Annotated in this window: 15 protein-coding genes; 6 read left to right on the top strand and 9 right to left on the bottom strand. The window is 61.7% G+C overall.

Annotated features, from left to right (window positions below; all coding sequences use genetic code 11):
- The first annotated feature begins 87 nt into the window (after positions 1–87).
- Together AB1792_07925 and AB1792_07920 are read left to right on the top strand one after the other, a co-directional pair.
- Positions 88–1,803 carry a S8 family serine peptidase gene (locus AB1792_07925; protein MEW5702139.1) on the top strand — a complete coding sequence of 572 codons (1,716 nt, stop codon included), beginning with the start codon at positions 88–90 and terminating at the stop codon, positions 1,801–1,803.
- 152 nt (positions 1,804–1,955) lie between these two features.
- Positions 1,956–2,939 carry a DUF72 domain-containing protein gene (locus AB1792_07920; protein ID MEW5702138.1) on the top strand — a complete coding sequence of 328 codons (984 nt, stop codon included), beginning with the start codon at positions 1,956–1,958 and terminating at the stop codon, positions 2,937–2,939.
- 161 nt (positions 2,940–3,100) lie between these two features.
- On the opposite strand, the gene AB1792_07915 is transcribed toward AB1792_07920, so the two are convergent.
- The 4 genes from AB1792_07915 to AB1792_07900 all read right to left on the bottom strand — a co-directional run bounded on the left by AB1792_07915 (position 3,101) and on the right by AB1792_07900 (position 9,184).
- On the bottom strand, positions 3,101–3,640 hold the full coding sequence (locus AB1792_07915) for a hypothetical protein (GenBank protein MEW5702137.1): 540 nt from the start codon (positions 3,638–3,640) through the stop codon (positions 3,101–3,103).
- 348 nt (positions 3,641–3,988) lie between these two features.
- Positions 3,989–5,821, bottom strand: coding sequence for a hypothetical protein (locus AB1792_07910; protein MEW5702136.1), 1,833 nt, complete (start codon positions 5,819–5,821; stop codon positions 3,989–3,991).
- A 274-nt stretch (positions 5,822–6,095) separates the two neighbouring features.
- The gene (locus AB1792_07905; protein ID MEW5702135.1) at positions 6,096–7,451 is read right to left on the bottom strand and encodes an amino acid permease; all 1,356 of its coding nucleotides are present in this window, start codon (positions 7,449–7,451) and stop codon (positions 6,096–6,098) included.
- A 197-nt stretch (positions 7,452–7,648) separates the two neighbouring features.
- Positions 7,649–9,184, bottom strand: coding sequence for a hypothetical protein (locus tag AB1792_07900; GenBank protein ID MEW5702134.1), 1,536 nt, complete (start codon positions 9,182–9,184; stop codon positions 7,649–7,651).
- 158 nt (positions 9,185–9,342) lie between these two features.
- Here AB1792_07900 and AB1792_07895 point away from each other — a divergent pair, with 158 nt between their 5' ends.
- On the top strand, positions 9,343–9,867 hold the full coding sequence (locus AB1792_07895) for an ester cyclase (GenBank protein ID MEW5702133.1): 525 nt from the start codon (positions 9,343–9,345) through the stop codon (positions 9,865–9,867).
- Positions 9,868–9,945: 78 nt separating this feature from the next.
- Here the strand turns inward: AB1792_07895 and AB1792_07890 are convergent, their stop codons facing one another.
- The 4 genes from AB1792_07890 to AB1792_07875 form a co-directional block, all read right to left on the bottom strand.
- Positions 9,946–10,425: a hypothetical protein gene (locus AB1792_07890; protein MEW5702132.1), complete on the bottom strand. Its 480-nt coding sequence runs from the start codon at positions 10,423–10,425 to the stop codon at positions 9,946–9,948.
- A 352-nt stretch (positions 10,426–10,777) separates the two neighbouring features.
- A complete protein-coding gene (locus AB1792_07885; GenBank protein ID MEW5702131.1) occupies positions 10,778–11,674 on the bottom strand; it encodes a sulfurtransferase in 897 nt (298 codons plus the stop codon).
- 104 nt (positions 11,675–11,778) lie between these two features.
- Positions 11,779–12,192 (bottom strand): OsmC family peroxiredoxin, encoded by a 414-nt coding sequence (locus tag AB1792_07880; protein ID MEW5702130.1) that lies wholly within the window; start codon positions 12,190–12,192, stop codon positions 11,779–11,781.
- A gap of 265 nt (positions 12,193–12,457) precedes the next feature.
- Positions 12,458–14,413 carry an OPT family oligopeptide transporter gene (locus AB1792_07875; protein ID MEW5702129.1) on the bottom strand — a complete coding sequence of 652 codons (1,956 nt, stop codon included), beginning with the start codon at positions 14,411–14,413 and terminating at the stop codon, positions 12,458–12,460.
- 409 nt (positions 14,414–14,822) lie between these two features.
- Here AB1792_07875 and AB1792_07870 point away from each other — a divergent pair, with 409 nt between their 5' ends.
- Positions 14,823–15,881 carry a N(4)-(beta-N-acetylglucosaminyl)-L-asparaginase gene (locus AB1792_07870; GenBank protein MEW5702128.1) on the top strand — a complete coding sequence of 353 codons (1,059 nt, stop codon included), beginning with the start codon at positions 14,823–14,825 and terminating at the stop codon, positions 15,879–15,881.
- Between the two features lie 289 nt (positions 15,882–16,170).
- Here AB1792_07870 and AB1792_07865 read toward each other — a convergent pair whose 3' ends face one another.
- Positions 16,171–17,454 carry a dicarboxylate/amino acid:cation symporter gene (locus tag AB1792_07865; protein ID MEW5702127.1) on the bottom strand — a complete coding sequence of 428 codons (1,284 nt, stop codon included), beginning with the start codon at positions 17,452–17,454 and terminating at the stop codon, positions 16,171–16,173.
- Between the two features lie 276 nt (positions 17,455–17,730).
- Here AB1792_07865 and AB1792_07860 point away from each other — a divergent pair, with 276 nt between their 5' ends.
- Positions 17,731–19,737 (top strand): DUF3857 domain-containing transglutaminase family protein, encoded by a 2,007-nt coding sequence (locus AB1792_07860; GenBank protein ID MEW5702126.1) that lies wholly within the window; start codon positions 17,731–17,733, stop codon positions 19,735–19,737.
- Complete coding sequence (locus tag AB1792_07855) at positions 19,734–21,656, top strand: DUF3857 domain-containing protein (protein MEW5702125.1); 1,923 nt, start codon at positions 19,734–19,736, stop codon at positions 21,654–21,656. The genes AB1792_07860 and AB1792_07855 overlap by 4 nt, the downstream gene beginning before the upstream one ends.
- Positions 21,657–21,733: the final 77 nt, after the last annotated feature.

Raw genomic sequence — 21,733 nt, 5'->3', positions numbered from 1 at the left:
CCGTCCGGAATCGCTGGACAAGTGAAGATTTTCGCTTATTTTGAGATGAGGGGAAGTGAAATCTTGATCCCGCAGGAGGACAACGACATGGAACACGCAACCCGCCATCCAGGGTCGGGGCACTTGGTTCGCGCCTACCGGGCCGTCGGAGTGCTTGCCGGCCTGCTGTTCGGCACACTGGGCATCCCCGTCGCGGGCCAATGCCAGCAGTACTCCAGTGAGAATGACCTCATTGAGGTGATGTTCTCCCCAGAGTCCGTGGTCCGACTCCGCGGCGGACAACTCGTCGATCTTGGGGCACAGAAGGGGCTGACAGGGCTGAGCCAGTTGCAGCAGGAGCTTTCCGGGGCCCGATGGGAGCGGATCTGCGAAGTCCCCGAAGAGCAACTGGACGAAATCCAATCGCTGGGGGAGGCCAACACCGGGCAGCCGGTCTACAACCTGAACAACATCTATCGACTGCGCACTCCTCAAGGTCAGGATGTCTGGGCCATCAGCCGGAAGCTCGAGAGTCTCCCAGGTGTGATTCTGGCACGACCGGTCCCGAAGCCGACGCCGCCCCCGTATCCGCCTCCCGATTTCGTGCCGATTCAGGGGTATCTGCGGGATGCCGGGATCGTCCCCTCGGGAATCGGCATGGACCTTGTCTGGACGCTGCCCGGCGGCAATGGGGTCGGCGTAAACGTCTGCGATCTGGAATACTCCTGGAACTACTCGCATGGGGATATCACCAAGGCACCGGGATCTCAGATCAACATCAACGTCTCCGATCCATTCGGGAACACAGATCACGGCACCGCGGTCATTGGTGAGTTGGTGTCCGACGCCAACGGGATGGGGACCACAGGTATCAGCTACGGCTCCAACCTGAGAACCTGTGGCACCTACTACGGTCTGCCTCCCAGTTGGAACGTTCCGGGTGCGCTGGCGGTGGCGATCACCAATCTGACGGCCGGGGATGTGATTCTTCTGGAGCAGCAGTGGGAGTACACACCCGGCAGCGGCAACTACATCCCGATCGAGTGGTGGCTGAACTACTCGCCCAGCGCCCAGACCTTCAACGGGGTCTATGCCGCGATTACCAATGCGATCGCTCTCGGCATCCATGTGGTCGAGGCGGGGGGAAACGGCAACGTCAACATGAGCGCGCTGGTGTGGTTCGGGAATTCGGGCGCGATCATCGTGGGTGCCGGCGGGGTTAATCCGGGCGGTGCCTACCCCGAAGGGGACCGTCAGCGACTCTCTTTCTCGTCCTACGGCGCGCGCTTCGACCTGCAGGGATGGGGTGAGGATGTCGTGACAACCGGCTACGGTGGATTCTACGGCTTCGATGGGCCAAACTACTATTACACGAATTCGTTCAGCGGGACATCGAGTGCCTCACCGATCGTTGCGGGCGCGGTCGCTGCCGCGATGGGATACTGGAAGACGAATTTCCAGGGACCGTTGCCGACGCCGGCATACATGAGGAGCACACTGATCGCCACCGGTACGCCCCAGATCTTACCGCCCGCCGGCAACATCGGACCGAGGCCGAACCTCTGGGCCGCGATCAACAGTTTCTGTCAGTGTCCCTGTCACGGTGACCCGCAATGCGACGGAGTGCCAAACGTGCAGGATGTCGTGCAGACTGTGAATGTCGCCTTCCGCGGCAGCACGCCGGTGTTCGATCCACAGTGCCCACATGAGAGGACGGATGTCAGTTGTGACAACGTGACTACCGTGGTCGATGTCGTGAAGGTCGTCAACGTGGCCTTTCGCGGCGCCAGCGCATCCAGCGAGTATTGCACGCCCTGCCCGTAGGGCCCTTGGAGTGCGGCGCGATCGAGGCCCGCGGGTCGATTGGCCCGCGGGCCTTGTTTATGGACGGTGCCTCACAATTGTCTGGGCAGAGACGAATGCGGCGCCGGGCGGGCTCCGATTGTATAGATTGCCTCGCCTTGGAGGTGCCAACCATGCCACCTTCCGATTACAGTTTCCGCAACCTTGCCCCCGGAGTGCACTTCGCCACCGCCAGCGACCGATATGCGGCGTGGATCGGACAGATCTACTCCGGGGATCGAGACTACAAGATCACGCGCACGCCGAAGACCGTGAAGGGCGAGTCATTTGTTGAGGAGAAGCTCCCTGTCCGATCGGTCATCGAGTACTACGAGCACTACAGCGCCTTGGAGCTCGATTTCACGTTCTACGCGTTCTTGCTGGATTCCGAGGGGAAGCCGACACGAAATCATGCCCCGCTCGTCGAGTACGCCAAGTGGCTCCCACTCGATGCTCAGGTCATCCTGAAGGTCCCGGAGGGGATTTGCGCGAAGCGCATTTGGAGGTCCGAAGGTGGCAAGAGGGTTCTGGCAGACAACCCGGACTATCTCAACGCCCGGAAGTTCGTGGACCAATTCTACCGGCCGGCAATCAGCATTCTCGGAGACCGAATCGCCGCCTTCAGTTTCGAGAAGGGGTACCAGCGCAAAGAGTCCTGCCCGTCGCCGGAGGAGAATATCGACGACTTGGGCGTCTTCTTCACGTCAATACCCGGTGATGAACGCTACCACATTGAGGAACGCACGGACCGGCTGAAGACGGAGGACTATTTCGTTTTCCTGCACGAGCAGGGGATCGGCAACATCTTCAGCCATTGGACGTGGCTGCCGGACTTGCGGACCCAGTGGGCACAGGTCGGGGGATTCACCAGTCCCGTGCTATCGATCACGCGGCTTCTAACGCCACTGCGGATGGGTTATGAGGAGTCGTACGCGCGGTATCATCCCTTCGACAGACTGAAAGACGAGTTTGACGCGATGTACCGGGATGCCGCCTTCCTGATTAGGGAGGGGATTTCGATCCATCTGCCGACCATCACCGTGGTCAACAACCGCGCCGGGGGAAACGCCAATGAGATCAGCCGCCGGGTGAAGGACGAATTGTGCAAGCTGCTGTAGCGAAGTTCACATTGACGTGCCAGGACGCGCTGGACTTCTCCGAGTCGCAAGCGGATAGCAATCGGCCCGGCCCCGAGAGCAGATCACCGGGGCCGGGTCGCAGCGTGCAAGAAGTCTTATGGTCTGAACTTATGGACGTACCGGCAATCGCTCTCGATCATTTACTGCTCATCTGAGGCCTGGATTGCGCTACCGGCCTCGGTCTTCTCCCACGTGTCGATGAATGCGCCCTCGGCGGTGGAGATGATCCTGTTCCCATCGACGATCATGGTCGGTGTCTCAATGGATGGTGTGAAGCCCGATGCCGTTTGTCCGGTCACGATGCGGACCAACTGGGACTTTTTCACGAGATCGTAACCGGTCTTCTGCCCGAGGAGATGGTCATTGAGACTGCTGAAGAGGATCTTCTCCTTGAGTGTTCCCGATTTGATCTGGTAGCGCGACGCGAGGGAGTAGGAGCATAAGGCGTCGTTGGGACCCTTCCAGATCACGTTGAGGTTCCTGTGGGCGTTGGTGAACGTGAGGATACCGGTGACGTCGGGTTCCGACTTCACCGTGCCGTCCGGCAACTGCCGGGACACGAGGCGATAGGTGCCCACGACATTGGGATTGCCCGCGTGAGCCATGCCGGCACCCAGCAACACCAGCGCGAGTCCGGCGGCCATGGCATTTCGAAACACAGTCGACAGGGGTCTGACCACGGTGCATTCCTCCTTGGTATTGGCAGCATTCGGAGCTGTGTGTTGACGAATCGCAAGCCCCGGCGACACAGCTCCTCGGTCACGGGACTGGCAGGATCGCGACACGGCCGGTTTCTTGGTCGTGCCGGACATTGCCGGAGGGATACCACGGGAGGACCCTTAGGTCAAGATGAATATGATAGTCATGTTCGTTTTCTTCTGCGAGATCGGGACGGCGGTGCCGTCGCCGGTCCTGCGACTCCGCGCCTGTGTGTCAAATGCCGTCAAACGCCACGTGCCGCGTTAACGCGTACGGCGTCAAGGAATTATGCCATCGGTGATCGCCGGAGTGAATCGGATTCCCAGCGTTCACGGTGCACAGGGATCGCAGAAACGGCCGGTGGGGTTGTACCCCCGGAAGGCAACGTCGACAACACTGACCACGTCATGCACGGTGGTCGCGCCGTCGCAGTTCACGTCGGTCTGTTCGCGCGGACACTGCGGGTCTAAGGCCGGCGCCGTGCCGCGGAAAGCAACGTCGACCGTTCTGACGACATCGTGCACGGTCGAACGGACGCTGTCGCACTGCGGATCGGCATGGCAGGGGCAGGCGCAATTGCAGCCGCCGACGGCCACCAAGAACGCGGTCGACTCCGTGCCGCCATTCCCGTCGTCGGCTGTCAGAGTGATCTTCGCGCTTCCATCCGATGCGGACGCCACGTGCAGGATGGTCCCGTCCACCCACGCGTCGGCGATCACCGGTTCGGAGCTCTCGGCCCAACACGAGAGGACATCCCCGTCCGGATCCGTGAAGACCGCCGAATCGGCCAAATCCAGCATGTACTCTTGCGGGCATCCCGTCATGGTGAGGTCGCTCATCCGGCGGACCAGCACCGGCACGGTGTTGACTTCGCCCACCGACATGAGTGACTCATAGAAGTCATCGTCGATCGGGAAGTCCAAGGCGGCGAACTCGGAACGCAGATCGCTCTTGAAGGCGTACGATACGGCGGCGATCATCAGTGTGGCGCGGGCCGAGTCAGCGGCGAGGGAGTTGTTGTTCTGGTCGTACTGATCCATAACATACTGGTCGAACTGCTGCAACAAGTGCAGCATCCGCTTGGTCGGTGCACGGTACCCCCAACCCGATGTCTCGGCATGCTCGCAGAACGTGTAGGCGACCGTCATGAATGTCTGCATGGCTGAATCGCCGGGAGGATCGTTCCAGGTACAGAAGGGCGTGCCGGCGGCGAGGTAGTCGTTGTACTGGCTGCGTACGAAGGCCATGGATGACGTGACGCTTTCTGTGATCTCGAAGACCAGATCATCCGGCAGGTTGTACCGCCGGGCGGCATTGAGCAGAGCCCAACCCGTCGCATGCTGGTAGATCTGCGCCATGGTCTCCGAATAGATCATGTTGGCCGGGCCGTCGATCCGGCCCCCATAGTAGAAGTGGGCGGGGGTGTTGAGCGTGAAGTTGTGGCCCATCTCGTGAAACAGCGACGAGTAGCCGATTGTGCCCTGCAGGAAGACGTCGCCCACGCCGAAGGCGACCGGGTCGGAAAACCAGATCGAATAGGCGCCGCCGAACGTCGAGTCGCGCAGCATGACCTCCTCGAAGATCGAGTTATAGAAGTACGGGCCGTCATTCGTGAAATCCATCTGCGCGACCGCCGCAACGGTCAGGATCTTCTCGAGAGTCTCTCGCGCGATCGACCGGAAAGACGAATCGTCAAAGGCCGAGAGGTTGGGGGGGATACCGTAGAGACGCGTTCCGAGCGGCGGCATTGTTGATGGTATGGTGATCGGCATGTAGGAGGGGATGTCGCCCGGATCGCACGTCGGCGGGACAAAACGCACGAGCGTCTGTGCCGTGTCTTCCGCGCCACCCACGTAATGTGAGATCACAGATACAATGTAGTTCCGGGTGACTTCCGCGTAGGTGTGCGATTGCGGGAAGTAGTCGTCGTATACTGTCCCGTCCCCCCAGTCCCATGTGAACGGTCCCGACGTCGGCGCAATCTCAACCCCGTTGAGCTGCGCCACGCCGGATGCCGAATCGACGGCTTCAACCCACAGGAACAACGTCGGCGGATCGCCGAAGAGAACCTCGCTGTAGTTGAAGAGCCCGGTCTGCGCCAGACCGGGGATAGGCCACAGCAGTACGAGGAGAAGCAGTACAGTGCAGGAGGGTCTTTTCATGTGCCGCTCGCTTGGCATTGTTCCCAGGAGCACAGATCACAGAGTGTGAACTTCCACAGACCCTGTCGTCCGTGGGGTGGAAGGGCTCCGCATCGCATCCTTGTTGTCTCGAGACAGACGACCGAACTCCATCGACAAGATAGTACTTGTCGTCACATGGTCAAGACGGTTTGTGAGCGTCGATTCAGCCGCCCGGGAGGAACGATCTCGGGCACGGTCTCGACAAGACGGAGGCGTCAAAGCACGCTGAGATCAGTACCGGCACGATTCGCCGTCAGGACGGCGAGCCGCGCCAGCGGCGCCACAGGAAGTAGGCGGGGATGCTGACCAGCAGAATCGCCAGTCCGATTAGGGAATCGCGGGTGTTCTCCCGCAATAGTTGGTACATGAGTCCCAGTGCGACGAGGAGGAAGAGTGCCGGTGTGATTGGGTAAAGCGGCACGCGGAAGGGGCGTTCCAGATCAGGACGGCGGATGCGCAGGACATAGACCGAGGCGATGACCAGCACATACCAGATGGTCGACACGAACACGAAGTAGCGGATGATCTGCTCGAATGTCCCCAACAAGCAGTAGCCCGCCGACACGACCGCGAGGATCGCCAGCGCATTGGCCGGTGTGGCAAAGCGGCGGTGGACATACCCCACGGCCGCGAAGAACAGCCCCGCCCGGGCCATGGCGAAGAAAACGCGCGAGCCGCCGATCACCATGCCGTTGATGCTCCCCAACGTGGACACGAGAACCAATAGGTTGACAAATACGCCGCCATAGGCACCGAGTCCGCGGCTGGCCATGTCGACCGCGACCGAATCGGACCCGGCAATCCCCGGGATCGTGAGCACATAGGCGTACCCGGCGTTGACGAGAACATAGATCACGGTGACCAGCGCCGTGCCGAGAAGCAGAGCGCGGGGGAGATCGGTGCGGATGTGGCGAACCTCGCCGGAGAGAGTGGGGCCATTGGACCACCCTTCATAGGTCCACATGACGGATGCCAGCGCCAGGGCCAGTGCCGACAAGTGCCAGCCGGATGAGGGAGCACTGATCAACGGTCTGAGATTCTCCCAGTTGCCGGCTGAGGTGAAGACCGCCGCGCCGACCAAGGCCACTAGCGCGCCGACTTTGGCCGCGGTGGCGGCGGACTGAACTCGGGCGCCGAGAATCACGCCGCGGGCATTGAGACCACAAAGGAAGACGGAAAGCAAAGCCGCAACCAACGACTGGGGCACGGGAAGGCCCGGAAACAGTCGCGCCAGGTATGCGGAGAAGACAACAGCAACGGCAGCGATCGAGGCAGGGTAGGTGATCAGCAACGCCGACCAGCCATAGATGAATGCCGGCAGCGGTCCGTATGCCTCATGGAGGAAGACGAAGCTGCCGCCGGTCCGGGGGAACATCGCCGCCGGCTCGGCATAGGTGAGCGCGCCGCACACGGCCAGCACGCCACCGACCAGCCAGATGGCGATCATGGGTCCGAAGCGGTCGAGCGAAGCGGCGATCTGCGGCGGGGTGGCAAAGATCCCCGAGCCGATCATGATCCCCACGATCAGCGCCGTGGCATCCCACTTCGTCAGCACGCGGCGGAGCTCGCCGCGGTTTGACTCGGTGCCCGATGCGATTGTCTTCTGCATTGTCTGTGCCCCGGGTGTGCAGAGCACGCGAGCCTGAAGTCGCCCGGGAGAACAACATAAGTCGCAGATGCCTCCCAGAGCAAACGCACGGCCATCCGATCAGCCGTGGCCGTGCATGCGCCTCGGGGGACTCAGTTCACACTCTGGGAATAGGCGGCGGCCCATGAGAACAAGCGACCGTACATTGCGTTTGGCGATCAGTGCCATCCAGCGGTCCGTGCCTGCTCCAATGAACGGAACCACCCCAGACTGTCGCGCGCCGAGACGACTTTCATGGCTCGATCCAGGGTCATGCCAGGGAAAGTCGCCAGGTCGAAGACGTTTGCCGTGTTCAGATTCACCCGCAGCGGCTGGGTCGGCTCCGGGAAGAAGATCGTGGCTGGAATCGAGAACGCGTGATTCTCGACCCACAGTTGCGTCCCGACGTTTCCATCCAATGCGCGAGTGCCGGCGAGGACATCATCGCGAATGCGTGTGAACGCCGAGTCGTACTCCGCCCTCTGGCGACGGAAGTCCATGATCCGCCCCGTCGTTCCTGTGTATGCGGTCCGTTCGTAGAGAATGCCCAACTCATCGGTCGCCGTCTTTGCCACGGTCGTGGCCAAGAACAGCGACAGCAGCTCCCGGCGATCCTCCGGATAGAGGTCACACCAGGACTTGATGAACGAGATCATCGGAGCGCTGGAGGAGTCCACCGTGGGGCGGATGGCTTGCCAGACACGCGCCGTCTTCAGGATGATGTTCTCCAGCGGCGTGAACACGTCCCGTGGCCGCAGCGTCGTCGGCGCCGGGTGTCGCAAGAACGGCCGATAGAAGGTCCAGTCCAGATAGTGGCGCGAGAGAACCGTGTCGGTGGCCATCCGGTAGAAGATGGTCGCGACCACTCCTTCCGAGGCCAGCATCTCCTGCGCGCTCCTGAGCCGACACCGGTCGAACAGCGGCGAGGTATGTTCCAGGAAAATCAGCTCCGTGAGCGACATCCCGGAGGTATCCACCTGCGGCAAGACCTTGCGGTGGATGAAGTCGTTGTGCCGAACCCCCTCCAGCCGCAAACGCGTGTCCAGATGGGAATGCCACAGTTGACGGACATCCTGCGTGTAATTCCAGGTCTCGCGCTCAAGGTCACTGTACCGCTCGACCTGATCCATGGCCAGTTGCTGGAAGTGGATCCCCCATCCCTCGGAGAATGCGACATAGTCATCGGTGATCCCCATGCTGACGTGCTGCTTGGGAGTCCAACCTTCCCACCGATCCGGCCACACGATGCTCATCATCACGTGGCCCAGTTCGTGCGAGAAGATGTCCATTTCGCCGTTCGCGATTCGGCTGGAGTCCAGCACCAGATCAACGTAATGAAGCTTGGGGAATCGGTGGACCGTGCTGCCTTCGATGATGGCCAATCCCGTCCGGGCATAACCGCCTTCCTCGGAGGAGACATACAGGACATTGGGGCCTGCCGTGTCGCCGGTGAGGTTGCGCAGACACTGTGTTACCTTGACGAGAGAACGGTGAAAGGGTTGTCCCAACTCCGTCAGGATCAATCCGGCCAGGGGATCATCGTGGGCCAGTATGTGCCCGCATGGTAGTTCACCGTCGCAACTGTCCGCCGGGGCGACTACGATCTCATGGAGAGGGTCGGGAAAGATCAGATCGGGAATCGATTGCGCTGTCGCCTCCCATGGCACGAAAGCGACAATACAGGAGATGATCCCGCACACAGATCGCACTGACATGGAGATGCTCCTTGCTGGGTTCGCCGCATAGGCGGGTCTACGGAGTGTGCCGCTGTTTGTTGCATCCGGGCCCGGCGCATCCGAGGTTGACACGGAAGCGCACATTGCTCTTCTTCATTTCGCGGACAGAATTGGGCATCCGATAAGGAGTGATGGCCATGTGGAGAAGAGGAAAGCTCGTCGCGGTCGGCGTGGCGGTGGCGCTATGCGGCATTTCCTGCCTGCGAACGGTTCCATCCGGGGTGACACAGAGGGAAGCGGATCGGATCGCATCGACCTATCTGGAGGCCCGGAACACTGCCAACCTGGGTCTGCTCGATCAAGTCTTCGATGCCGCGGTGGTGGTCCATGACTGCGGTGCTCCCGCCGACATACTCGGACTCGACTCCCTGAAGTCATACTACCGCGGGAGTCATGCCGGATTCCCGGACCTCAAGATGACATTCGAGCAAGTGCTCGTCTCGGGGAACGACATGATCGTCCGGTGGACAATCACCGGGACCCAAACGGGACCGTTGTGGGGAATGCCGCCCACGGGGAAGGCGGTCCACTTCTCCGGCTTGGCCATTGATCGGATCGCCAACGGGAAGATCGTGGAAGAGTGGGTGTATTTCAATCTCCTTGACCTGCTGCAGCAACTGGGGTTCACGCTCGTGCCACCCTCGCCTCCTGTCGGCCATTGAGTCGGCGCGACCAGGCATCGGCGGATCACGCCTGCGAGGGAGTTCGTGAGTCGGAATCGGGATTCCGCGCCCCGCCGCTCAATCAAACTCATTGCGCGGATCGGCCGGCGTCTGTTCGCGGCCGACACATCCAATCACGACGTCAGCCCGGTTGTAACTCTCTCCCTTCATCGGTGAGCCGTGGAGCCGGCGCAGCATCGCCAGTTGCCCGGTGTGCGTGAGGGCGTCGGCGATCGGTCCTTGAAACAGGCGGGCCGGCTCATACCGAAGCGACGCGCCGGAGGCGAGGTAGGCGTCGAAGCGACCCAGCGTCTGAAAGAACCGCTCGCACTCCCCATCCCATTCCTGTGGTTCCGAGTCGCGCCAGACGGGAGCACCGTTCACCATGCTCAAGGCCCAGTCCAACAGGTCGCCCATGTGAGCGACGATCTTGACCGGAGAATTCGCGGCGGGTCCTGGTCGAAAAGTCGCAAACGACTCCGGAGCGCCGCGCATGGTCTTGGCCGCACGGTAAGCCACAGTGGCGATTGTATGCCGGAGGAATTCGACCTCGGTCATCGGGATACTCCCTCCTTCCACGGAATTCCGCCCGGAGTAAGATCTGGCGGGGACTGGAGGTCAAACGGTTCCGTGGGCGGTGTCGGTCCTCATGTCTGGGCGACGAGGATGCGGGACTCGATAAGCTCAAGTCAGATGATCGGTTAAGCGCTATCCGTTGCCGTGGGTGAGAAAGAGATGCCGTATGATCCCAAAGACACTCCGGACGAGAATCCGCCTGTTCGCCTGCCTGTGGATTGGACTGTCTGTGCTTGCTTCGGATCAACTGAGTGCCCAGTCGGCAGGGAGTAGAATCAGTGTCGGCGCGCCAACGAGCCCCATCCTCCGGGTCTCAAGACCTGATCCTGCTCGGTCACTTCTTCTCGGAGATCTCGACCGGCAAGTCCTCCTTGCGCGACCACTCCTGAAATGATCCGTCGTATAACCCAACGTCATAGCCCAGCATCTTGGCCGCCACGTACACAGGGCAGGCCATCCGGCCCACTCCGCAGTATGCGATGATCCTATGTCCCGGCTTCAATCCGGCGCGTTCGCAACGTGCCGCGAGCGAATCGAGCGGCATATAGCAGTCGAGACTGTCGACGACCGTGGAAGCAGGGATGCTGATCGCACCCGGAATGTGGCCGCCGCGGAATACGTTGAGACTGGCCGTGGCATCGAACTCCTTTGGTGACCGAGCGTCCACAACCTGGACTCCTGGAGAGTTGTAGCACACGCGCATGCTGTCGAGGTGGACGACGGTCTTTTGACGCACCTTCGGCACGAACGTTCCCGGCGCATACTCCGCATCGTCGCTCGTAACCGGCAATCCCGCCTCCTGCCACGCCGCCAGTCCACCGTCGAGGATCATGGTGCGATCGCCCATCCCCAAGTAGTCCAGCGTCACGAATACGCGCGCCGTTCCGGTGACGTCACCCAACACATGGCAGAGGACGATTCGGCTCTCATTGGAGACGCCGAGCGTTCGCAACACAGCGGCAAGCGAATCGACCGAGGGCATCTCGTAGCCGAGTTCCGGAGTCGAGACGGCCAGCCATGCGGGCCAGAGGAAACGGGCGCCGGGTATGTGCGCGCGGGTGTAGTCGTCGCGGAGAGAAGCAACATGCAACACCACGACGTCAGAGTCGCGAAGATGGTCCGCCAGCCATGCCGGTGTCGCGGTGATCGCCGGTGTACTCCCGATGACTGCTTCGCTGCCGCCAGTGAGGATGCCCGCGCACACGGCCGCCAGCATGACAATCTGATGCATACGTCGCACGGCTGATCTCCTTCATATCTGCTGTCGGATACGAACGCCCGACTGCCGGGCCGGAGGGAAGTGACCATCGCGGTGGTGCCACGGCTGGGGCGGACTCATGCCATCACGGTCAGCTCGAGTTCGATTTCCAGCTTCAGAACCCGCGAGATCGGACAGCCGACTTTGGCGGCGGCCGCGGCCTCCTCGACCTTGGACTTGTCGGCGCCGCGCGCCTTCACCGCTGTCTGCAGCACGCTCTTCGTCAATGTCAGGTTCTCGAAGGTGATCGTGCAGGTCGTCTCGATGGCCTCGGGGGTGATCCCGCGCTCGCCGAGTTGGCCGCTGAGTGCCATGCTGAAGCAACTGGCGTGGGCCGCGGCGATCAGCTCTTCGGGATTGGTGCCGGGGGCATCCTCGAAGCGCATGCGGAAGCCGTATTTTTGCCCCTTGATCACCCCACTGGCCACGCTGAATGTGCCCGTGCCGTCCCTCAATCCGCCGTTCCAGACGGCGCTCCCACTGCGTCTCATGTCACACCCCTTTCGGTTGTCGCATTCAGCGATCCACGTCCACGGCCAGTATGGTACGACAAGCGCGCCCTCACGGCAATTGCCTTTGAATTACCGGCCCGTGGCACCGCGCATCCCGCTTGACGCGGCGATCGCCGCGCCACAGGTCGTTCACTGCGGCATTGCGGACGTCCGAAGCGCCGCCGTCAGGAGGCGCCGGCGACACTCCAGGATGGTGCGGTAGTCGCGGTCAGTGGCCCATCATCTATGATGGGATAATTGAATTCTATCCAAAGAGCTGCTTCAGTATTTCCGCGCCGTTCTCCCAGAAGACCAAGATGACGCCCATGAGCGCGCCGCCGGCCACGATACCGGATGCCACCGGGAACAGGTATTCCTCGCAGTGCTTCGCGTTCCTCTTCTGCCAGCCATAGCCAATCAAGGCGCCGATCAGGAACAGCAGGCCGTAGAACCACTGGAAGACCCAAGCCAGCCCGACCCCGGCCGCGGAGGGAATCCACTTTTGCTTCTTGGGGAACAGGCGGGAGAGAGTCGGCAGGATGATGCCGACGAGGCCGCCGATCACGATGGCCCAGATCTTCACCGGGTGCATGGTGCTGAGGCCTTTCGACATCGCTTCGGCGACCCCTCTCCAGGTTTGCGCCGCCGGAGCCGGGAATTGATCGGTGCCGAGCACGCTGGCATCGGGAACAAGGATGCGGAAGGCGGCGACAGTCACGAGCGTGCCGACGAAGATGCCGGCGAATTGGGCAATAAACTGCTTCCGGGGATGGGCGCCGAGGAGATAACCGCTCTTCAGGTCGGTGAGCAGATCGGCTGACGATGTCGCCGCTCCCGCCGTGATGTTGGCCGCCATCAGATTCACGTTGATGTTCCCCGGCGAGAGCGCGCCGAACGTCAACTGGGTGATCTTGCCCATGGCCCCCACCGGCGTTGTGTCGGTCTCACCAGTGACGCGGCAGGCGACCAGCGCGAGCGCGAAGCTTAAGATCACCGCGATGGCGCTCTGCCAGTACGGCATGTCGAATGTAATGTGCCCCAGAATCGCCAGTGCGATCAAGGCGATGACTTGTCCGATCAGGAACCAGGAGCCCGGAGTCTCAACCGCGTCGAGTTTGTCGCGCGTTCCGCCGCCGCGCCTCAGCAGCATGTCTCCCAGACCCTTGAATGCGCGGACGGCACTCTTCCACTGGAAAAACACCGACAGGATCCCCGAAGTGACCATGCAGGCCGTACCGCCCCAGAGTGTCCACTGGACCAGGGACCGGAAGCCGGTCAAGCCGCTGGCCTCCGGCACATACGCCTGCACCAAGGGGACGAAGATCATCCAGCCCAGCACGGAACCGATGAACATGCTGGCCGCCACTCTCATGCCCACAAACATGCCGGCGGCGATGAAGATCGGATCCCAGGCGAACGTGACGGTGCGGCCCATCCAAGCCCTGCCGAGCGTCGCGGCGCTGAACCGGTCCACCAGGGTGGATAACTGCAGGAATTCCAGACGGGAAGTAATGAGTCGAAGGCCATCGGTTAGGAAGGCGCTCACCATGGCCAGGAGGCCGGCGATTCCAAGGGCACGCGCGGCTCGCATCCCCTTCTCACCCTTCGCGTGAAGGGCCCGCAAGGTCTCCGCCGCGGCAATCCCGCTGGGGAATCGGAGTTGTTCGACATTGATCATCTGGCGCTTCATGGGTACGGCCATAGTCACGCCGAGAACGGCGACGAAGAAGACCCAGGCCAGCATAAGTGAGAAGGGAAGAGTCTCGTTGTTTATGAGGATGTACGCGGCGAAGGCGGAGATCAACGTCCCTCCGGTTGAATACCCCGCGGCACTGGCCGTCGACTGCATGCAATTGTTCTCGAGGATCGTCATTTGCGTCCGGGCCAGTCCGATTTTGTGGAAGGTGGTCCAGATGGCGTAGGAGAGGATGCAGGCGGTGATGGCGACACCAAAGGCCCAACCGGCCTTGAGACCGATGTAGATGTTCGTCAGTGAGAGAATGCCGCCCAGCACCCACCCCATGATGACGGCACGCCAGGTGAGTTGTTTGATTGTGTCACCACGGCCCACGTAGCAACGCTCATACCACTGGCGCTCGACCTCCTCCGGGGCACCCCGGAATCCCTCCACCGGGAGCTCGTACTCCTCATAGGCGTCGTGGGGGCCGGCTGCATCTTCGCGCCCTCCCGCCGAATGCCGCGACTGTTGTTCCATTGCCATGGCCGTGTTCTCCTTGGACGTCCGCCGGCATCGGCCGGTGGGTATTCAGCTCGACGTGTTCGTCCCGCGAAATGCAAATCGCACATCAGATGCACTGCGCCTTCCGGCATTTTCAGGTGAGACATACTCTACCGGAGGGCAACGGCCTGACGGCTCGACGAAAGATAGCGCCGGCGGTCAGGAGGTCAAGGGGATGTCGATCCACCGCACCCGACGGCAGGAGATGGACGCGCCGGACCCCTCTGTTTGGACAGGCATGATCGAAGGGCTGACCGTTCCTCGGCAGTGCGCTTGCTCGTCGAACCGCGGGCGCGTGGATTCCTGCGAAGGTGAGGATCCGCGAGTGCGAACGAAGAGCATTGCTTGGGGACTGACGTGAGCATACTCTTCCCGCAAGAATGGAGGGTCTATGTCCACACAAACACGACGTGAATTCCTGGCGATGACGGCGGCGACCGTCGCCGGCCTGCCCTTGCTGGCGCGGGCGCAAGGCGCGGCGCCTGCCAAGTCTGCCGCCGCAACAAAGCACCCGGTCAGGATCATCGCCTCGGCCAATGGCCAAGAGGCCACACGGCGGGCCTACGAGATGGTCGTCGATGGCGCCGATCCATTAGACGCCGTGATTGCTGGCGTCAACATCATGGAGGATGATCCCAAGGACAACTCGGTCGGGCTCGGCGGTCTCCCCAACGAGGAGGGTGTCGTTGAACTGGACGCGGCCGTCATGCACGGACCGTCACACCTGGCCGGAGCGGTCGCCGGGCTGCGCAACATCCGCAATCCGTCCAAGGTCGCCAAGCTGGTCATGGAGCAGACCGATCACGTGCTGTTGGTCGGGAAAGGGGCATTGCGTTTCGCCCGTGCCCAGGGATTCCCAGAGGAGAACCTGCTCACCGCAGAATCGCGCCAGATCTGGCTCTATTGGAAGCAGTCTTTGTCCACTGAGGATGACTGGATGGCGCCACCGGACAGCCTGCTGGACCCTGCCGTGGCCAAACACTTCGGACGGCCGACCGGCACCGTCCACTGCTCCGGCATGAACGCGGCCGGGGACATCTCGTGCGTTACCTCCACCAGTGGATTGTCCTTCAAAATACCGGGACGAGTGGGTGACTCGCCGATCATTGGCGCGGGTCTGTACGTGGACAACCAGATCGGTTCGTGCGGGAGTACGGGGCGCGGCGAGGCCAATCTGCAGAACCTGTGCAGCTTCGCGGCCGTCGAGTTGATGCGCAATGGCATGGCGCCGGTCGACGCGGGTATTGAGGTCCTGAGGCGGGTCGCCCGGCACACCAAGCTGAAACACCTGCTGAGAGAAGATGGGCGGCCGAACTTCGGCTTGAAGTTCTATCTGCTGGCGAAGGATGGACGCCACGCCGGCGTGTCGATGTGGGGACCGGCGCAGTACGCCGTCAGCGACAACGAGGGCACGCGGCTGGAGGATTGCGCTTCGCTCTATGAGAAATGACGTGAGTGTGCAGGCAACAACACTGAGAGCGACCAACAAAGAGACGATCACGGCCTGCCGTTGGTGTGCAGGAGAATCACGATGCGGTTGCTTGCGAGGCGGACCGCCTCACCCCGACCCTCTCCCGAAGGGAGAGGGGGAATGATCGCCTCTCCATCCGGGAGAGGTCGATCTGTCCGGAGGACGGATCGGGTGAGGGAGCTCTTTCGTCCGCTCAGTCAGTTAGATGCCCCAAGTGGGAGCCTGTGAGAAGACAAACACGAGGCCCTCCCAAAGGACATGCTGACACTCACAATCCGTTTTCGGTAGCGAGTGTCGAGCCAGCTTCTGTCTCCCCCCGGGACACGACGACGGCGCCGGCGAGGTCGCCGGTCACGTTCAGCGTCGTTCGGCACATGTCGAGAAAGCGGTCCACGCCGAGGATCAGGCCCAGTCCCTCGACCGGCACATGAACCATGCCGAGGATCATCGCCACCACCGGTAATGAGGCCGCCGGAACGCCCGCTGTGCCGATTCCCCCTAGGATGCAGATAAAGACGATGAGAATCTGTTCAGGGAGCGACAACGCCACGCCGTAGAACTGTGCCAGGAACAGAACCGTGACCCCTTCATACAGAGCCGTCCCGTTTTGGTTGGCCGTCGACCCGATCGTGAGCACAAAACGCCCGACGCTGGAGGGAAGCTTGAGGTTGTCCTGCGCCACGCGCAGCGACGTCGGAAGGGTGGCATTGCTCGATGCCGTCGAGAATGCCGTCAGCATCGCCTCTTCGATCCCACGAAAGAACCGTCGCGGACTCATCCGGCCCAGAAGACGAACGGCCAGCGAATACACTCCGAATTGGTGGATGATCATGGCCAGGAGCACCACGCCGACATATCGCACCAACTGCAACAGGATCTCATAGCCCAGTTGCGCCGTCAGAGTGAACAACAACGCACCGACTCCGATGGGGGCGAACTCAATCACCAAACCGATCAGCCGCATGGTGACATCATAGAGGCCCTGCAGTGCCGTAGCGAATCGCCTGCTCGCCTCGGAACGGGTCAGAATCAATCCGACCCCGATCATGAACGCAAAGAACATGACCGCCAGCATGTCCATGTCGGTCGCCGCTTTGATCGGGTTGTCGGGGATGATCCTGACGATGAAGTCCGGCCCCTTCCCGCTGGCCGGTGCGCGCGCCGTGATGACCGCCGCCCGTTCTGCCGCTCCGTCCAGCAGCCGCGCCCGTGTCTCCTGTGACATCCCCTCGCCGGGACGGAGCACATTCACGAGGAATACGCCCAGCAGGACGGCGATCGACGACACGACGGCGGTGTAGGCCAGCATCTTGAGACCGACCCGTCCCAGCCGACGCGGGTCACCGATCTCCGCGACGCCCAACGTCAACGCCGAGAACACCAACGGGATCACCAGCATGAACAACAGGCGCAGGAAGATCTGGCCCAGAGGTTGAGCCACATACGTGATGGCATATCGAAGCGCTTCGGCATCCCGGAAGAAGATGAAGGAGAGAACACCCAGAGAAGCCCCGGTCAGGAGCCCGACGGCCATGCGCTGGTGCAATGGCATTCGCACCTGATCACTATCGTGCCGTCGCACGCACAAAGCAACGGCTTTCCCCACCCATCGTCGAATCATGCCACAACGGCTGTCGTACCCGTGTGCGTCATGGCAGATACATGCCGCTTTCCGGCCGGCCCACCATTGAACTGGACCTGATCCGGTCGGTTCCGTACTCTACCATCGGTCCATGCGGCCCGTCATCACCCGACTGCGTGCGACCGATCCCGCAACTGGCAACCCCGGGTCCCGTTGTTAGTGCCCGGGTGGGATTGGAGACAATCGATGAACGCCGCCCCACTCCTCACCGCGCTCGCTATTGGGTCAGCCGCGATCGCCAACGCGCCGTCTCTGCCTCCGGGTGACACGCCGCCGCCGACAGTCTTCAGCCTCGTCAAGGACATTGGCGACGCCTCGAAGTACGACAGCGCCGCCTATGTCATCGTCGTGGACTCGACTCTCAACCAGGTCAACGATCGGGGCGTGTCCCGCTCCGAGAGCTACCTCCTGTACAAGGTCCTGACCGACGAGGGCAGTCGAAACCTGTCAGTCTTGACATGGCACTACGAACCGTTGAGCAACTGGATTGACGTACGCCGGGTCAACATCATCCGCGGCGGCCGCACAATCCCTGTTGCGCTCGATGCCTTGCGCGACCTGCCCGCGCCACAAAGCGCGATCTATTGGGGTGATCGCATGAAGGCTCTGCAGCTTCCCCGGCTGGAGGTCGGCGACGGCATCGAGGTCGTCTCGTTTCGCAAGGGATACTCATACGCGCTGTTGGATTCGACACGGGCCGAGCCGGGTGACGAACGCTACATCCCGCCGATGCCGGGGCAGTACTTCGATATCGTGCTCTTCGAGTCGGATGTACCGATGGGCCGAAAGGTCTATGTCCTGCGATTGCCGGTTGCCAAGCGCCTGCACTCGCAGGTCTACAACGGCTCATTGTACAGCCGCACCGGCTACTCGGGCGACACGACAACGTACGCCTGGTGGCAGAGCGGAATCGCGGCGCACAAATCGGAGCGGTTTCGCCCTGCCGTCTCCGATCTGTACACCAAGGTTGTTCTGGCGACCGTGGAAAGCTGGGAAGCCAAGAGCCGTTGGTTCTTTGAAGTCAATGAACCCCAGTTCGAATACACGTCGGCGATCAAAGCCAAGGTGGATGAGATCCTGGCCGCCGCCGGGGTTGGCAACGGGACCGATGAACAGAAGGCGTTTGCGCTCGTGCACTGGGTGGCGCAGAACATCCGCTACAGCGGCCAATCGATGGGCGTGGGTGAGGGATACACATTGCACCCGGGGGCGATGATCTTCGAGCAGCGCAGCGGAGTTTGCAAGGACATCGCCGGGATGCTGATCACCATGATGCGGGCGGCGGGGCTGGATTCGTATGCGGCCATGACGATGGCCGGCAGTCGCATCGAGCAGGTCCCCGCCGATCAGTTCAATCATTGTGTCGTGGCCTTGCGCAAGAGCGATGGCACCTTCGAAATGTACGATCCCACCTGGGTTCCCTTCAACAACGACATCTGGAGTCTTCTGGAAACCGAACAGCATTACTTGATCGGCTCGCCGGAGGGCCGTCCCCTGTCGCGGATTCGCTTCAGCCCCGCCGAGGAGTCACCGCTGGTGGTCACCAGCACAGGACGGATTCTCGCGGACGGCACATACGAGGGACAACTGGAGTTGCACGGCCAGGGTGCCGTGGATGGGCGTCTGCGCCGTATGGCGGCGTACAATCACATCGCCGAACTCGACAACTACCTCGCCGACGTGCTGCATCACGCCGGGGATCAGGTCGAACTGGTCCGATTCGAGCACGGCGATGTGCTGGACTTCGGGAATGACATGTGGTGGCGCATCGATTTCCGCATTCCCCATCTGGCGCTGCCCGTGGACGGCGGCTGGGAGTTCCGTAGCCCGATGATGCAGACCCTTCTCGACAATGGACTGCTTCTCCGTGCGGCCAGTGCCGACTGGCCGGAGAAGCGTGACGATGACTTGTTCTTCTACTACACGCAACAGCTCGATGCCACCGAAGTCATCCAACTCCCCGCCGGGTATCGGGTGACCAAGCCGCCGCAGAGCAAGGCGATCGACGAGACGTACGCCTCTTTCAAAGGTGAGAGCGAGATGACCTCGCGGGGGCTGGTCATCAAACAGAAGGCGGCGCTCAAGCGACGGCAGATTCCGCCCGGCGGTTACAGGGGTTTTCGGGATGCCTTTCAGGAATTGCGGCGATACGCCGGGGTCGTGTTTCGCGCCGAGAAGGGAGGTGCGCGATGACCCGCCGCCGCGTCTTGTTCCTGTTTGCGCTGGCACTCGTGTGGTGCGCGGCGCGACCGTTGCCTGTCGAAGCCCAGACGTCGATCGACGGCCGACACGACATCGCGGCATTGACCGCGCAGGCCCAAGCCCATTTCGATCTGGCCAAGGAAGATGCGGTACTCCTCTTCGATAGCCAGCGCCAATACTGGCTGGCTGACGGTCGTTTGGTCAGTTTCGTCCACCGCATCGTCCGCGTGAATACCGATCTGGGCTTGGATACCTATGGCGACAACCGTGTGTCTTATGACGCCCAAAGATGCTCGCTGCAGGTCGTAACCGTGCGGACCTGGCGTGACGGGCAATGGTGGGAGACCGGGCCAAGCGGAAAAGTGGAAACGCTGCCGTTCGCGTTGCGCGAGGCGTATGACTACACCAACATGCGCGAGATGATGCTCCTGCACAATGGCATCGAAGCGCCATGCGTGCTGGAGTTGGCATACGTGATTGAAGACAAGGTGCCATTCCGCGGCGGGGCCGATGGAATCTGGTCGTTCGCCCGCCCCGAGCCGGCAGTGGAATCGTGGTTCTCGTTCGGTGTTCCGCCAGGCGCGAAACCGCATTTCGCCGCCTCTGAGGGAGTGCCCGAGTCCGGTCGGGAATCTGACACGCAGTACAGTGTAGATGTCTACACCTGGAAGATGTCGAATGTGCGGCCACTGCGACACCCGCAGGCCGCCAACGCGATCCAGTTTGCTCCACACGTTCTCTGGTCCACATGGTCCGACTGGGAGTCATTCGGCCGTCACCTCGACAGCGTGCTCCGTTCGGCGATGTCAACGGATGATCCAATCGTCGGCACGCTGGATTCGCTACTACGACCTGCAGCGACAGACTTTGAACGCGCCGAGATTGTCGCGAGGTTCATTCGCGATAAGACCCGCTACATCAGCTATCCGGAGATGTTCTGGTGGCTTGTTCCGCGCTCAGCGACACGCACATATGCGACCGCCTACGGCCACCGTCTGGACCGCGCGATCCTGGCCGCTGCGTTGTTTGGGCGGGCAGGGCTTCAGGCCCAACCCGTGTTCCTGGGCAGGGGATATGGTGCCATGGAAGCGACAATCCCATCGCTTGCTGAGATGAGCGGCGTGGGTGTCCGGGTCGTGGGGGAAAACCTCGATGGATACTACGATCCCGAGTCCGGTGAAATCGCCAATGGAAAAGCCCGCAGCTTCGGACGCGTCATGTGGAGACCCGGCACCGATCCGGAACCGTTGCTGCTCTCCGCCGACGAAGATCTTGCCAGCGCAATGACCGTTCGCTTCGATCTCCGGTTGGACACAGCGGGGAAGGCGCTGGTTGGCAAGGGGTATCTGGACGGCAGCGGGTGCTTCAGTGCCTATGACCGCATGGTCGGACAGGACGATCAGTCGACGCGATTCTTGGGATCACTGGCGTCATCGGTCCTAACCGATGCCAAGGTGACGGGATTCGGCCCGTTGCGTTTCGATCCACAGCGCGTCGAGATCGGTTTCGCCGTCGATGTGCCGCTTCCGGAGCCCGATTCGCTGGGGCGTCTACGGCTCGGCATCGGCGATCCGACGGGTGGAGTCTTGCAGTGCCTTCCCGACGATGTCCGGTTGTTCCATCAACGGCGCGAGTCGCCGGTCTGTCTCCCCAGTGTGATGCAACAACGGGTCGAGTGCCGGATCGACTTGCATGGGCTGAAGGTCGTCTATCAACCCGCGTCGTCCACCGTGGAGAATTCGCTTGGACGCTCCCAGATCACAGTGAACGTCCAGGATAGCGTACTGATAATCTCACGCGAACTCCATCTGGGTGTGCCCATCTGCAAGGCGGAGGACTGGCCCTCGCTGCGCGCCGTCCTCCTGGCCGACAAGAACGAACGTGGGCGGACGCTGCTGTTCAAGAAGTGAGTGTGAGTTGTGACTCATCGATCGTCGGCGGCGCGGTCCCAAGAGTAAGGGCCGCGGCCCCTTCGCTCTCGGGCCCT

This window comes from Candidatus Zixiibacteriota bacterium (assembly GCA_040752595.1).
GTDB lineage: Bacteria > Zixibacteria > MSB-5A5 > WJJR01 > WJJR01 > JACQFV01.
The sequence above is the reverse complement of the archived record's forward strand: the minus strand, read 5'-3'. Positions and strand labels throughout refer to the sequence as shown.

Coding starts and splice junctions, on each gene's coding strand:
- AB1792_07925 (MEW5702139.1), top strand. CDS start 88: ATGGAACACGCAACCCGCCATCCAGGGTCGGGGCACTTGGTTCGCGCC.
- AB1792_07920 (MEW5702138.1), top strand. CDS start 1,956: ATGCCACCTTCCGATTACAGTTTCCGCAACCTTGCCCCCGGAGTGCAC.
- AB1792_07910 (MEW5702136.1), bottom strand. CDS start 5,821: ATGAAAAGACCCTCCTGCACTGTACTGCTTCTCCTCGTACTGCTGTGG.
- AB1792_07905 (MEW5702135.1), bottom strand. CDS start 7,451: ATGCAGAAGACAATCGCATCGGGCACCGAGTCAAACCGCGGCGAGCTC.
- AB1792_07900 (MEW5702134.1), bottom strand. CDS start 9,184: ATGTCAGTGCGATCTGTGTGCGGGATCATCTCCTGTATTGTCGCTTTC.
- AB1792_07895 (MEW5702133.1), top strand. CDS start 9,343: ATGTGGAGAAGAGGAAAGCTCGTCGCGGTCGGCGTGGCGGTGGCGCTA.
- AB1792_07890 (MEW5702132.1), bottom strand. CDS start 10,425: ATGACCGAGGTCGAATTCCTCCGGCATACAATCGCCACTGTGGCTTAC.
- AB1792_07885 (MEW5702131.1), bottom strand. CDS start 11,674: ATGCATCAGATTGTCATGCTGGCGGCCGTGTGCGCGGGCATCCTCACT.
- AB1792_07880 (MEW5702130.1), bottom strand. CDS start 12,192: ATGAGACGCAGTGGGAGCGCCGTCTGGAACGGCGGATTGAGGGACGGC.
- AB1792_07875 (MEW5702129.1), bottom strand. CDS start 14,413: ATGGCAATGGAACAACAGTCGCGGCATTCGGCGGGAGGGCGCGAAGAT.
- AB1792_07870 (MEW5702128.1), top strand. CDS start 14,823: ATGTCCACACAAACACGACGTGAATTCCTGGCGATGACGGCGGCGACC.
- AB1792_07865 (MEW5702127.1), bottom strand. CDS start 17,454: ATGCCATTGCACCAGCGCATGGCCGTCGGGCTCCTGACCGGGGCTTCT.
- AB1792_07860 (MEW5702126.1), top strand. CDS start 17,731: ATGAACGCCGCCCCACTCCTCACCGCGCTCGCTATTGGGTCAGCCGCG.
- AB1792_07855 (MEW5702125.1), top strand. CDS start 19,734: ATGACCCGCCGCCGCGTCTTGTTCCTGTTTGCGCTGGCACTCGTGTGG.